The organism is Streptomyces sp. NPDC005863, from assembly GCF_042871345.1.
Lineage (GTDB): Bacteria > Actinomycetota > Actinomycetes > Streptomycetales > Streptomycetaceae > Streptomyces.
The window spans coordinates 673,672-686,475 of record NZ_JBIAII010000001.1 but is presented as its reverse complement, the minus strand read 5'-3'; the positions used below and the strand labels follow the sequence as shown (position 1 = coordinate 686,475).

Below are 12,804 nucleotides of genomic sequence, written 5' to 3'. Positions count from 1 at the left end.
CACATTCGGGATGGGGGACGGTCGACGTATGGCCAGGGAATTCCAACGCGGCCACAAGGCCAAGATCAGTGATCTCACTGCGGGCACCGATCTGTACGTCGGCGTACAGATTGCCGCCCCCGGGCTGACCTTCGACATCAGCTGCTTCGGCCTGGACGCGGGCGAACGGCTCTCGGACGACCGTTACTTCATCTTCTTCAACCAGCCGAAGTCGCCGGAGGAGTCGATCCAGCTCCTGGGGGCGCAGGCCGGCGACACCGAGTCCTTCCGGGTCACGCTCGACCGCATCCCGCAGCAGATCCAGCGGCTGTCGTTCACGGCGACGATCGACGGCGCGGGCCAGATGTCGCAGGTCGCCTCCGGGTACGTCCGCATCGTCGCGGGCGGTGAGGAAGTCGCGCGGTACGCCTTCACCGGTGCGGAGTTCTCCACCGAGCGCGCCGTCATGCTGGGCGACTTCTACCTGAAGGACGTCTGGCGGTTCGCCGCGATCGGTCAGGGCTTCGACGGCGGTCTCGACGCGCTCCTGAAGAACTTCGGCGGCGAGGTCGCCGAGGAGGAGCCCGCCGCCCCGCAGCAGGGAGCCTCGCCGTCCTTCGCGCCGCCCGCGCAGGCCGCGGCCCCGCCCTCGTTCGGCGCCCCGGCCGGCGCCCCGGCGCCCCAGCCCCCGGCCCCGGCGCCCGCGCAGAACTTCGCGCCCCCGCGGGGCTTCACTCCGCCCTCCGCGCCCGCTCCTGCCAACCCGTCGGTGCACGCCGCGCAGACCGTCGTGGCGCCGCTGCACCAGCCGCCGGGCGGCACCGTGCCGCCTCCGCCGCCGCCCGCGCCGTACGGCCAGCCGCCCCAGCAGCAGCCGCAACACCAGCCCCAGCAGCCGCAGTTCGGCCAGATGCCCGGCCAGCAGGCGCCCGGCCAGACCGCGTCGCTGCCTCCGGGGTACGGCCAGCAGCCCCAGGCCCCGCTGCCGCCCGGATACGGCCAGCAGCCCCCGCAGGGCCAGTTCCCGGGTCAGCCCGCCGCGGGCCAAGCGGCGGCTCCCCAGGGCGCCGGGGTGGCCGCGGCCCTCCAGAAGTACCGCGAGGCCCCCACCGGCCAGCGCTGGACGCAGCAGAATGAGAAGCTGGTCCGCGTCGACCTCGGCGTCGCCGACCAGCCGATCCTCGCCCGCCAGGGCAGCATGGTGCTCTACCAGGGCAAGGTCGAGTTCAGCTACAAGGGAGCGGGCTTCGCCGGCCGCATCGTGGGCAACGCCACCGGCCAGGAGATGCAGCTGATGCGCTGCTCAGGGCGCGGCCAGGTCTTCCTCGCCGAGGAGGCCACCCACCTGCACCCCATCGAGCTCCAGGGCGACGCGATCTGCGTCTCCGCGGAGAACGTCCTCGCGTTCGACGAGTCCCTGCAGCACGAGGTGCGCAGGATCGAGGGCCACGGCATCCCCGGCGGCGCGCTGTTCGTCATGCAGTTCCAGGGCACCGGCACGGTCATCGTGAAGACCCACGGCGTGCCCGTGGTGCTGCCCGTCACGCCGACGACGTTCGCCGACTGCCACGCCGTCGTCGCCTGGTCGGCCGCCGCACAGGCGATCGTCTCCAGTCAGGTACGGCTGCGCAGCAACGCCTACGCGGGCTCCACGGGGGAGAGCGTGAATCTCCAGTTCCGTGGCGCGCCCGGCAATTTCATCGTCGTCCAGCCGTACGAGGTCTGAGGGAGCCCGTCATGAATCAGCAGCTCGCGGGCTTTGCTCCCGCACCCGTCGCCACCCGCATGGAGAACCACGGCCACCACATGGTCAAGGTGGCCATGCAGACCGGCAACGACCTTCTCGCGCGCGTGGGCTCGATGGTCGCCTACGAAGGGGTCGTGCAGTACCAGCCGAATCCGCCCGCCGTCCGTCAGGTCGCGCGCGAGTGGATGACCGGTGAGGGCGCGCCCCTGATGAAGTGCTCCGGAGACGGCCTGCTCTACCTGGCCGACTACGGGGCGGACGTCGTCGTCATCAATCTGGCGGGCGACTCCCTCTCGGTGAACGGCACCAACCTGCTCGCCTTCGACGCGTCCCTCCAGTGGGGCGTCGAGCGGGTCAAGGGCATGGCCAAGTTCGCCGGACAGGGCCTGTGGAACATCAAGATCTCCGGCCAGGGCTGGGTCGCGCTGACCTCCCGCGGCACCCCGATCGTCGTCGACTGCGGCAGCGGCGAGGACGAGACGTACGTCGACCCGGACGCCCTGATCGCCTGGTCCCCGAACCTCAAGGTGAAGGGCAAGCGCAGCTTCAAGGCCGGCTCTCTCATCGGGCGCGGCAGTGGCGAGGCCTACCAGATGGGTTTCTCCGGACAAGGCATCGTCGTCGTACAGCCCAGTGAGGACAGCACCGACCGCCTCCGAGCACGGGGCTGAGGGGGAGCAACACACCATGCAGAGCCCACTTTTCGCGCACGCCGAACAGCAGACGCAGGAGCGTTACTCCGTCCAGAACCCGCAGATGCTGCGGGTCGCCCTGGAGGGCCACGACGACGTCCTGGCCCGCAAGGGCGCGATGGTCGCCTACCAGGGGCTGATGGAGTTCGACGCCGAGTACCAGAGCCGGGGCAACCAGCGCGCCCGCGCGTACACCGGTGAGGGCCTCGACCTGATGCGCTGCCACGGTCAGGGCACGGTCTACCTGGCCAACCTCGCGCAGTACATCCACGTGGTGGACATCGAGCAGGACGGCCTGACCGTGGACAGCAGCTACGTCCTCGCGATGGACTCGTCGCTGACCCACCAGGTCATCGCCGTGGACAGCCAGTACGGCATCTCCGGCTCCGGCAAGTACCAGCTCAACATTACCGGGCGCGGCAAGGTCGCCCTGATGACGTCGGGCCAGCCGCTGATGCTGCAGGTCACGCCGGAGCAGTACGTCAACGCCGACGCCGACGCGATCGTCGCCTGGTCCAACGGCCTGCGCGTCCAGATGCAGGCCCAGACCCACTCCTCGGGCGTCTGGCGGCGCCGCGGCAACACCGGCGAGGGCTGGGAGCTCAGCTTCATGGGACAGGGTTACGCCCTCGTCCAGCCCAGCGAGATGCTGCCGCCGCAGCACGCGGTCATCGGGCGGGGCGCCCAGGCGCAGTTCGGGATGGGCCAGCAGGGCGCCCGGGGGGCGAACCAGGGCAACGTCTGGAGCTGAGCGCTCACGCTTCGGTGAAGCAGCGGACAGGTCGCGGGGAACTGCGGGCCGGCTATGGCTGGTCGCGCAGTTCCCCGCGCCCCTTTCAGGGGCGCCCCCCGCTAGAGGCGTGCCCTCGTCGCCGCCACGAGCCGTACCACCGACTCGTCCGCCACCGTCGCCACCTCGTCGTAGGCGAACCAGCGCAGGTCCAGCGACTCGTCGCTGATCGCCTCGATGGCGTCGGCCGGGGCGAGGGCGGCGTACTGCACGTCCAGGTGCTGCGTGCACGGGCCCGGGATCGGGTGCCGGTCCAGGCGGACGGGGCCGCCCGCGAGCAGCGTCAAGCCGGGCACGCCGGACTCCTCCGTGGCCTCGCGCAGCGCCGCCGCGGCGAGCGTCGCGTCGCCCGGCTCGCAGTGACCGCCCATCTGGAGCCACATCCGCAGCTTCTTGTGGAGGGTCAGCAGGACGCGTCCGCGTGACGGGTCCACCACCAGCGCGCTCGCCGTCACATGGCCGTCCGTGCAGGACTTCCACATGCCGTCGTCACCATGCGCTGCCAAGTGGTCCAGGTAGGCCTGGCGCAGCTCGGGCTGGTCCTCGTACCCCTTGAGCGCGAGGACCGTGTCGTCGTACAGACTCACTTGCCGTCTTCGCCCTTGTCCTCGTCGGACTCGTCGGTCTCGTCGGCCTCGTCCTTGGTGAGGTCCGGCTTCGCGGCACCGCCGCCCGCCGCCTCGCCGAGCATCTTGTCCAGCTCGGAGAAGTCCATCTGCTCGCGGTGGACGAAGCCGTCCGGGTCGTCCAGGTCCGAGGCGGTCGGCAGCATGTCCGGGTGCTCCCACAGCCCGTCGCGGCCGTCGACACCGCGCGCGTCGGTGAGCGAGGCCCACAGGCGCGAGGCGTCCCGCAGGCGGCGCGGACGCAGCTCCAGGCCGATCAGGGTGGCGAACGTCTGCTCGGCGGGGCCGCCCGTCGCGCGGCGGCGGCGCAGCGTCTCCCGGAGGGCGTCGGCGGACGACAGGCGCGGCTTGGCGGCGGCGTGCACCACCGCGTCCACCCAGCCCTCGACGAGCGCGAGAGCCGTCTCCAGGCGGGCCAGAGCGGCCTTCTGGGCGGGGGTGTCCTCCGGCTGGAACATGCCCTGCTGGAGCGCTTCCTGCAACTGCTCGGGGTTCTGCGGGTCGAGCTGGCCGACCACGTCCTCCAGCTTGGCCGTGTCGACCTTGATCCCGCGCGCGTACCCCTCGACCGCTCCGAAGAGGTGCGAGCGCAGCCACGGCACGTGGGCGAAGAGCCGCTGGTGGGCGGCCTCGCGCAGCGCGAGGTAGAGCCGCACCTCGTCCTTGTCGACGCCGAGGTCCTTGCCGAAGGACTCGATGTTCACCGGGAGCAGCGCGGCCTTGCCGGACGGACCGAGCGGCAGGCCGATGTCGGTCGAGCCGACGACCTCGCCCGCGAGCACGCCCACGGCCTGGCCGATCTGCTGGCCGAACATGGCGCCGCCCATGGAGCGCATCATGCCGATCAGCGGGCCCGCCATGGCCTGCATCTCCTCGGGCAGCACGTCGCCCATGGCCAGGCCGACACGCTCGGCGACGGGGTCGACGAGCTCCTTCCAGACCGGCAGGGTCGCCTCGACCCACTCGGCACGGCTCCACGCCACGGTCGTGCCGGACCCGGACGGCAGCGAGGTGGCGTCGTCCAGCCACAGGTCGGCCAGGCGCACGGCCTCCTCGACGGCGGAGCGCTCGGCGGGGCCGACGCTGGCGTCCTTGGTGCCGTCCGCCGTGCCCTGGGAGACGGTCTGGCGGGCGATGTCCTTGGCCATGTCCCAGTTCACCGGGCCGCCCTCGTACGAGAGCATCTGGCCGAGCTGCTGGAACGCGGCACCCAGGTCGTTCGGGTTCATCGAGCCGAACATCGCGGCGAACGGATTGTCACCGCCGCCGGCGCCGCCCGCCCCCGGGAACCCCCCGAAACCGAACGGGTTCGCGGGACCGCCCGCGCCTTGCCCCCCGCTCCTGCCCTCTCCAGGGGATTCCTTCTTCTTGCCCTCGTCGCCGTCTTCCGGCTCCTCCGGCGGAAGGCCGAATCCGAATGGGGTGTCACTCACGGGATTCCTCGGCTCGTCAGGCCGCCGGTAATGTGCCGGCGGCGGCTGCCCTACAACACCACCCAGCGTAGACACCATGACGGGATCGGGCCTCGGTGCTTCGCCGACTGGTGGCCTGCGGCAGGATGGATGCCACCTGGTACGTACGCGTCATTCGCGTACGTACTGAAGACAACCGCTGGAGACGCCCGGTGAGTTCCCCAGATCCACAGGTTCGCGCAGCGCGAAACCCGTCAACCCCGGCGCCCGTCCGAGGGCCCGTCGTCGCCGTGACCGGCGCGGCCTCCGGAGTGGGCGCGCTGCTGACCGAGCGCCTCGCGGCCTCGGAGGAGATCAAGCAGGTCATCGCCATCGACGAGCGCCGCGGCGACTGCACGCAGGCGCAGTGGCACATCCTGGACGTCCGGGACCCGGCCATCGCCGAGAAGCTGCGCGGCGCGGACGTCGTGGTGCACCTGGCGCTCGACCTCGACCTGGAGACCGACGGCGCCGCCCGCACCGCCTACAACGTGCGCGGCACCCAGACCGTCCTGACCGCTGCTGCCGCCGCGGGCGTCCACCGGGTCGTGCTGTGCACCTCGGCCATGGTCTACGGGGCGCTGTCCGACAACGAACTGCCCCTCTCCGAAGACGCCGAACTGCGCGCCACCGCCGAGGCCACCGGCGTCGGCGACCTCCTGGAGGTCGAGCGCCTCGCCCGCCGGGCGCCCCGCGCGCACCCCGGTCTCAACGTCACCGTCGTGCGGCCCGCGACCCTGGTCGGTGGCACGGACACGGCCCTGACCCGCTACTTCGAGTCGCCCCGGCTCCTCGTCGTGGCGGGTTCCCGGCCCGCCTGGCAGTTCTGCCACGTCGAGGACCTGTGCAGCGCCCTGGAGTACGCCGTCCTGGAGAAGGTCGACGGCGAGCTGGCCGTCGGCTGTGACGGCTGGCTGGAGCAGGAGGAGGTCGAGGAGCTCAGCGGGATCCGGCGCATGGAGCTGCCCTCGACGGTCGCCCTGGGCGCCGCCGCGCGGCTGCACCGCATCGGCCTCACCCCGTCCCCGGCCGGCGACCTCGCGTACACGATGTACCCCTGGGTGGTCAGTGTCAGCCGGTTGCACGACGCCGGGTGGCGCCCGCAGTGGACCAACGAGGAGGTCCTCTCCGAGCTGCTCGACGAGGTCTCCGGGCGGCGCACCGTGGCCGGCCGGCGGCTGGGCCGCAAGGACGCCACGGCCGCAGGTGCGGCGGGTGCGACGGTGGCGCTGCTGGGAGCGGCGGCCGTCGTCCGCAGGGCGCGCAAGGCCCGCCGGAGGATCTGACCGGCGGCCGCGTCGGCGTGGCCGGTCCGCTCCGGCCGCGTGATCCAGCCCCGGTCGTGACGGGGGCCCTGTCGTGATCGGGCCCCTGTAGGGAGCTCCAACGCGACACGCGCGCGTGCCGGGCGAAAGGTCTATTCCGTGATGACGGTGGCGTGCGGCACCATGGCCGCATGGCACGCACCACGATGGACCACCCCGGCGAGCAGGCCGCGCAGGACCCGATCCGGCTGCTCGCGATCCGCGACACCCCGCTCTCCCTGGACGAGGTCTTCCGGGCCGTCGGCGACGACGCGGCGGGCGGCACCGCGCTCTTCGTGGGCACCGTGCGCAACCACGACAGCGGTGCGGACGTCGACGAGCTGGGCTACTCGACCCACCCCAGCGCCGAGGCCGAGATGCGCCGGGTGGCCGAGAAGGTCGTCGCCCAGTACCCGGTGCGCGCCTTGGCCGCCGTCCACCGGATCGGTGACCTCGCCGTCGGCGATCTCGCGGTGGTCGTGGCCGTCTCCTGCCCGCACCGCGCGGAGGCCTTCGACGCCTGCCGCCAGCTGATCGACGACCTCAAGCACGAGGTGCCGATCTGGAAGCACCAGCGCTTCTCCGACGGCAAGGAAGAGTGGGTCGGCGCCTGTTGACACGCGCGGGGGAGTGACGGCCGGGACGGCGGGCCTCTGCCGAGGCCGGGGTGACCCATTTGGTCCGAGTGGCTCCGGTTGCGTAACTCGACCCCTGCCGTAAGCGTTGACCCTGCAGATGGTTAATCTGCTGATCAGTCAGTTGCGGTGGATCATGGGGTCGGGAGGTCGACATGGCATCACTTGCCTGGTTGCTGATTCCGCTCCTGGCAGCCGTCGGGGCGGGGCTGTGGGGCAGCTGGGCCGCGCGCAACCGGAAGTCCGGACGTACGGGCGACACCTCCGAGCTCAACGGCTACGCCGCGTTCCGCGAGGCGATGGAGAAGACCCGAGGGGTGCCCGAGCGGCCCCAAGAGGCCGCGGCAAACCACGAGGCCGCCGCACCCCAGGACGTCGTCGACGTCCCGCGCGCGGGCGTCGACGAACCGCACACCCCCACGAACACCGACACCGCCGCAGCCGCGACCGCCGCGGCCGATGAGTCCCACGCCATCAGGGAGAAGTCGCACACCGGAACGTAGAGCGGAACGTAGAGCGGAACATAGAGCGGAACGCAGAGCGGGACGCAGCAGCGCCCCGACTCTCCGGCGCCGCCGCGCAGCCCCGTACGGACCGGCCCCGGGGGTGCTCCCACAGGCAGGTCCCGTACTGTCGTTCCATGCCACGCCGCACCGCGACGATGCTCGCCTCCACCCTGATGCTGATCGCGCTGCTCTGCGCCGGAGTGCTCATCAAAGTGCCGTACTCCGAGATGTCCCCCGGCCCCACGGTGAACACCCTCGGCGATCACGACGGCGAACCGGTTCTGCAGATCTCCGGGCACAAGACGTACCCCACGACCGGCAACCTCAACATGACGACGGTCAGGGTCACCAGCGCCGACTACAACATGAACCTCGCGGAGGCCGTGTACGGCTGGCTGGCGCACGACAGCATCGTGGTGCCGCACGAGACGCTCTACCCGGACGGCAAGACCGAGCAGCAGTCCTCCCAGGAGAACGCCGAGGAGTTCAGCCAGTCCCAGGAGAGCGCCAAGGTCGCGGCCCTCAGGGAGCTCAAGCTCCCGGTGAAGTCCCAGGTCATCGTCTCCACGGTCTTCAAGGGTGACCCGGCCGAGGGCAAGCTGCACGCGGGCGACGTCATCAGGAAGGTCGACGGCAAGCCCGTCAAGGCCATGGAGGACGTCGCGAAGCTCGTCACCCGGCACAAGCCCGGCGAGCCCGTCACCTTCAGCGTCGTCCCCGTCAAGGAGGCGGCCGCGGCCGAGAAGGCCGGCAAGGAAGCCACGAAGACCCAGGACGTCAAGATCACGACGAAGGCGGCGCAGCGCGGCTCCGACCGCGCGGTCGTCGGCATCAAGGCGGGCACCGACCACACCTTCCCGTTCACCATCGACATCAAGCTGGCGGACGTGGGCGGTCCCAGCGCCGGACTGATGTTCGCCCTCGGCATCGTCGACAAGCTGACCCCGGACGACCTCACCGGCGGCAACTTCGTGGCCGGCACCGGCACCATCGAGGACGACGGCAAGGTCGGCCCGATCGGCGGCATCGAGATGAAGACCGTCGGCGCGCGCAACAAGGGCGCGGAGTACTTCCTCACCCCGAAGGACAACTGCGCGGCCGCCGCGAAGGACGTGCCCGACGGGCTGAAGCTCGTCAAGGTGAACACCATCGCCGACGCGGTGAAGTCCCTGAAGAAGATCCGCGAGGACGACACCGCCGACCTGCCGAAGTGCACCGCTTCCTAGGCTTCCTGGCACCCGGGCACCCGGGCACCCGGGCACCCGGGCAGAGATCCGCACGGACGACCCGCGCGGACAGCTGTACGCGGGTGGGAGTACCCCACCCGCGTACAGAACGAACAAGACCCGCCGCGACGTACGGCTGGGCGAGTACCTAGGCGAACGTCGCCGCCAGCGCCTCCGCGAGACCCGGCACCAGCGCCGAACCCGTGAGGACCTCGGTCGGCGAGTCCTTCTCGCGCAGCCGCAGCGCGGACTCGCGCGCGCCGTCGCGGAGCACCGCGACGGTCATCCGGACCTCCTGGCGGTCCGGATGCTCGGCCACCCACTTCGCGAGCTGCGCCTCGCTGAGGCCCTCAGGGACGGACGTCTCGGCGGACGGCGGCAGCATCAGCCGCTCCACCGTGAGCGCGCAGCCGGCCACCGCGTCCGGCCAGGCGATGGTGCCGAGGAACTCGTCCAGCGGCTTGTCGGCGGGGATCTCCTCCTGCTCGATGGGGGTGAGACCGGCGTGCTCCACGCCGTCGTCGAGGCCGAGCTGGGAGGCGAGGCCGGGTTCCTGGGTGCGCAGACGCGCCGTGTCGACCAGCGCGAAGAGGCGGGCGGGCCGGTCCCAGCCGAGGCCGGATACGTACTCGTCGATCTCGAGTACCGCCCGTGTGAGGGGGCTCGCTGCCATGGGAGTGTTGGACATGGTCACAATCCTGCCTCGTTAGTCCCGAGAAACGGGAACCGAGTAAAGCGTAGGTAAGTTGCATAGGTGTGGGTCCGCGATCTCGGGGGCCTGACGGACCAACACGAATCAACAGCGAACTTCGAGGTGCGCACCTTGGCTTTCCAGATGCCGGACCGCGGCGGAGGCCCGACGGGGCCACGGATCAGAGTGGGCCGACCCTCCCGGCGTGTCCGGACCCTGCTCATGACACTGGGGGTCCTCGCCGTCCTGGCGATGGCCTTCGTCATGTTCTCGGGCTTCTGGACGGACTGGCTCTGGTACCGCTCGGTCAACTACTCATCGGTCTTCACGACGACCCTGTGGACCAAGATCGGCCTGTTCTTCGTCTTCGGCCTCCTCATGGCGGCCGCGGTCGGCGTGAACATCTGGCTGGCGCACCGGCTGCGCCCGCCGCTGAGCGCCATGTCGATGGAGCAGCAGAGCCTCGACCGGTACCGCATGGGCATCGCCCCGTACAAGAAGTGGCTCCTCATCGGGATCACCGCTCTGGTGGGGCTGATCGCGGGTGCGTCCGCGGCGGGGCAGTGGCGCACCTGGCTCCTGTGGGTCAACGGCGTGTCCTTCGGCCAGAAGGACCCCCAGTTCCACATGGACGTGTCGTTCTTCGCGTTCGACCTTCCCTGGTACCGCTTCCTGCTCGGCTTCGGCTTCGCGGCCACGGTGCTCTCCCTGGTCGCCGCCGCCCTGACGCACTACCTGTACGGCGGGCTGCGCATCACCAGCCCCGGCGCGCGCGCGACCGGCGCGGCCACCGGCCACCTCTCGGTGCTGCTCGGTGTCTTCGTGTCGCTGAAGGCCGTCGCGTACTGGCTCGACCGGTACGGCCTCGCGGTGAAGTCCAGTGACTTCAAGGCGACGGGCAACTGGACCGGCCTTCGCTACGTGGACGCGAACGCGTACCTGCCGGCGAAGACGATCCTGTTCTGCATCGCCGTCATCTGCGCCATCCTCTTCTTCGCGACGCTCTGGCGGCGCACCTGGCAGCTGCCCGTCATCGGCTTCGGCCTGATGGTGCTCTCGGCGATCCTCATCGGCGGGCTCTACCCCGCGATCGTCCAGAAGTTCCAGGTCCAGCCGAACGAGCAGGCCAAGGAAGCCCCGTACATCGAGAAGAACATCGAGGCCACCCGGAACGCCTACGGCATCAACGGCGTGAAGCCCCAGGAGTACAAGGGCGCGGGCAAGGTCGACGAGGACCCCAAGAAGAAGCGCGACAACGCGGACACGGCGGCCAACTACCGGCTGAACGACCCGAACATCGTCTCGCCCACCTTCCAGCAGCTGGAGCAGGAGCGCAGCTACTACCAGTTCCCGCGGACGCTGGACGTGGACCGCTACAACGGCCAGGACACCATCGTCGGCCTGCGCGAGATCGACGTGAACAAGCTCGACAAGCGCAACTGGATCAACGACCACTTCGCCTACACCCACGGTTACGGCATGGTCGCCGCCAAGGGCACCGAGACGAAGCCGGGATCCAAGGGCGCCCCGGCGTTCACCGAGTCCGGCCTGCCCACCAGCGGCACCCTCGGTGAGTACGAGCAGCGGATCTACTACGGCGAGAAGACCAGCCAGTACTCGATCGTCGGCGGGCCCCAGAAGGAGCTCGACTACGAGGAGAACGGCGGCGGTCAGAAGACCTACAGCTACCAGGGCAAGAGCGGGGTCAACCTCTCCAACCCGATCAACCGCGCGGCGTACGCGGTCTCCTTCGGAGAGCCGCAGATCCTCTACTCCGGCGCCATCGGCGACGGTTCGCGGATCCTGTACAACCGCACGCCCAAGGAGCGCGTCGAGGCGGTGGCGCCCTGGCTGACCATCGACGGCGACGTCTATCCGACGGTGGTGGACGGCCGCATCCAGTGGGTGGTCGACGCCTACACCACCAGCAACGGCTATCCGTACGCCTCGCGGACGACGCTCGGCGACACCACGGCCGACTCCCTGTCGCAGGCGGACAGCCAGCGCACGGTGATCGCCCAGCAGAACCAGGTCAACTACATCCGGAACTCGGTGAAGGCGACCGTCGACGCGTACACCGGTGACGTCAAGCTCTACACCTGGGACGACAAGGACCCGGTCCTGAAGACCTGGAAGAAGGCGTTCCCGGGCACCGTCAAGGACAAGAGCGAGATCCCGCCGAAGCTGATGGACCACCTGCGCTACCCGCAGGACATGTTCAAGGTCCAGCGCGAGCTCCTGACGAAGTACCACGTCACGGACCCGGGCCAGTTCTACAACGCGAGTGACGCCTGGCAGGTGCCGAACGATCCGACGAAGAAGGACGACAGCGCGGTCCCGCCGTACTACCTGTCCCTGAAGTCGCCGGGCCAGACGCAGCAGCAGTTCTCCCTGACGACGACGTTCACGCCCAGCGAGCGGCCCAACCTACGGGCGTTCATGACGGTCGACGCCGACGCCAGAAGCAAGAACTACGGCAAGATGCAGCTGCTCAGAGTCCAGGGCGACGTCGACGGACCCGAACAGGTCCAGAACAAGCTGAACTCCATGACGGAGGTCGGCAACTTCGTCCGGGACATGAAGGGCGCCGACTCCGACGTCCTCTACGGCAATCTGCTGACCGTGCCGCTGGACGACGGCTTCTTGTACGTCGAGCCCGTCTACGTACAAGGACGCAAGTCGGCGTATCCGCTCCTGAAGAAGGTGGCCGTGTCGTACGGCACGGAGACGGCGTTCTCGGACACCCTCGGCGAGGGCCTCAACGCGGTCTTCAACGCCGACGGGTCCACCAAGCCACCGGGCGAGGACGAGCCGACCAAGCCGCCGAAGACCAGCGACCCGACGGTCCAGGCCGCGCTCGACGACGCGCAGGAGGCGTTCGAGGACGGCGAGACGGCCATGAAGAAGGGCGACTGGAAGGCGTACGGCGAGGCGCAGGAGCGGCTCCAGGAGGCGCTGGAGCGGGCCGAGAAGGCCTCCGCCAAGGCCGGCGACAAGAAGGCCGGTGACGCCGAGAAGGACACCGGCAAGAACGGCGCCAAGGCCTCCGACAAGGGCGCCGACAAATCCTCCGCCAAGGACGGCGACAAGGACGGCGACAAGGCGGCGGACAGCACCGGCTAGCGGCCGGTCGGGCGGCCCCCTCGCGCCGTGGTAC

At 70.1% G+C, this 12,804-nt stretch carries 11 protein-coding genes; 8 read left to right on the top strand and 3 right to left on the bottom strand.

The annotated features are described in order from the left end of the window. The first annotated feature begins 28 nt into the window (after positions 1-28). Genes ACFYO9_RS02880 through ACFYO9_RS02870 form a run of 3 tightly spaced genes read left to right on the top strand, consistent with a single transcriptional unit; the run spans position 29 to position 3,169 of the window. A complete protein-coding gene (locus ACFYO9_RS02880; protein WP_358778376.1) occupies positions 29-1,705 on the top strand; it encodes a TerD family protein in 1,677 nt (558 codons plus the stop codon). An 11-nt stretch (positions 1,706-1,716) separates the two neighbouring features. Further along, positions 1,717-2,397 (top strand): AIM24 family protein, encoded by a 681-nt coding sequence (locus ACFYO9_RS02875; RefSeq protein ID WP_355803038.1) that lies wholly within the window; start codon positions 1,717-1,719, stop codon positions 2,395-2,397. Positions 2,398-2,413: 16 nt separating this feature from the next. Beyond that, positions 2,414-3,169: an AIM24 family protein gene (locus ACFYO9_RS02870; RefSeq protein ID WP_358778377.1), complete on the top strand. Its 756-nt coding sequence runs from the start codon at positions 2,414-2,416 to the stop codon at positions 3,167-3,169. A gap of 101 nt (positions 3,170-3,270) precedes the next feature. Here the strand turns inward: ACFYO9_RS02870 and ACFYO9_RS02865 are convergent, their stop codons facing one another. Both ACFYO9_RS02865 and ACFYO9_RS02860 read right to left on the bottom strand, forming a co-directional pair. Next, positions 3,271-3,795, bottom strand: coding sequence for an NUDIX hydrolase (locus ACFYO9_RS02865; RefSeq protein WP_358778378.1), 525 nt, complete (start codon positions 3,793-3,795; stop codon positions 3,271-3,273). Beyond that, positions 3,792-5,267 carry a zinc-dependent metalloprotease gene (locus ACFYO9_RS02860; protein WP_358778379.1) on the bottom strand — a complete coding sequence of 492 codons (1,476 nt, stop codon included), beginning with the start codon at positions 5,265-5,267 and terminating at the stop codon, positions 3,792-3,794. Before ACFYO9_RS02860 ends, ACFYO9_RS02865 begins: the two co-directional genes overlap by 4 nt. Before the next feature lie 191 nt (positions 5,268-5,458). Between ACFYO9_RS02860 and ACFYO9_RS02855 the strand changes: the two genes are divergently transcribed. From ACFYO9_RS02855 to ACFYO9_RS02840, 4 genes are all read left to right on the top strand, one after another. Beyond that, positions 5,459-6,571 (top strand): SDR family oxidoreductase, encoded by a 1,113-nt coding sequence (locus tag ACFYO9_RS02855; protein WP_355803030.1) that lies wholly within the window; start codon positions 5,459-5,461, stop codon positions 6,569-6,571. Positions 6,572-6,741: 170 nt separating this feature from the next. Beyond that, positions 6,742-7,206: a molybdenum cofactor biosynthesis protein MoaE gene (locus ACFYO9_RS02850; RefSeq protein ID WP_358711571.1), complete on the top strand. Its 465-nt coding sequence runs from the start codon at positions 6,742-6,744 to the stop codon at positions 7,204-7,206. Between the two features lie 173 nt (positions 7,207-7,379). Continuing rightward, positions 7,380-7,727: a hypothetical protein gene (locus ACFYO9_RS02845; protein WP_358778414.1), complete on the top strand. Its 348-nt coding sequence runs from the start codon at positions 7,380-7,382 to the stop codon at positions 7,725-7,727. A gap of 137 nt (positions 7,728-7,864) precedes the next feature. Next, complete coding sequence (locus ACFYO9_RS02840) at positions 7,865-8,956, top strand: PDZ domain-containing protein (RefSeq protein ID WP_355803026.1); 1,092 nt, start codon at positions 7,865-7,867, stop codon at positions 8,954-8,956. Positions 8,957-9,104: 148 nt separating this feature from the next. On the opposite strand, the gene ACFYO9_RS02835 is transcribed toward ACFYO9_RS02840, so the two are convergent. Then, complete coding sequence (locus ACFYO9_RS02835; protein ID WP_355803024.1) at positions 9,105-9,644, bottom strand: PPA1309 family protein; 540 nt, start codon at positions 9,642-9,644, stop codon at positions 9,105-9,107. Positions 9,645-9,791: 147 nt separating this feature from the next. Here ACFYO9_RS02835 and ACFYO9_RS02830 point away from each other — a divergent pair, with 147 nt between their 5' ends. Beyond that, on the top strand, positions 9,792-12,770 hold the full coding sequence (locus ACFYO9_RS02830) for a UPF0182 family protein (protein WP_358778412.1): 2,979 nt from the start codon (positions 9,792-9,794) through the stop codon (positions 12,768-12,770). The last annotated feature ends 34 nt before the right edge of the window (positions 12,771-12,804 follow it).

Coding starts and splice junctions, on each gene's coding strand:
- ACFYO9_RS02850 (WP_358711571.1), top strand. CDS start 6,742: ATGGCACGCACCACGATGGACCACCCCGGCGAGCAGGCCGCGCAGGAC.
- ACFYO9_RS02835 (WP_355803024.1), bottom strand. CDS start 9,644: ATGTCCAACACTCCCATGGCAGCGAGCCCCCTCACACGGGCGGTACTC.
- ACFYO9_RS02840 (WP_355803026.1), top strand. CDS start 7,865: ATGCCACGCCGCACCGCGACGATGCTCGCCTCCACCCTGATGCTGATC.
- ACFYO9_RS02845 (WP_358778414.1), top strand. CDS start 7,380: ATGGCATCACTTGCCTGGTTGCTGATTCCGCTCCTGGCAGCCGTCGGG.
- ACFYO9_RS02830 (WP_358778412.1), top strand. CDS start 9,792: ATGCCGGACCGCGGCGGAGGCCCGACGGGGCCACGGATCAGAGTGGGC.
- ACFYO9_RS02870 (WP_358778377.1), top strand. CDS start 2,414: ATGCAGAGCCCACTTTTCGCGCACGCCGAACAGCAGACGCAGGAGCGT.
- ACFYO9_RS02880 (WP_358778376.1), top strand. CDS start 29: ATGGCCAGGGAATTCCAACGCGGCCACAAGGCCAAGATCAGTGATCTC.
- ACFYO9_RS02875 (WP_355803038.1), top strand. CDS start 1,717: ATGAATCAGCAGCTCGCGGGCTTTGCTCCCGCACCCGTCGCCACCCGC.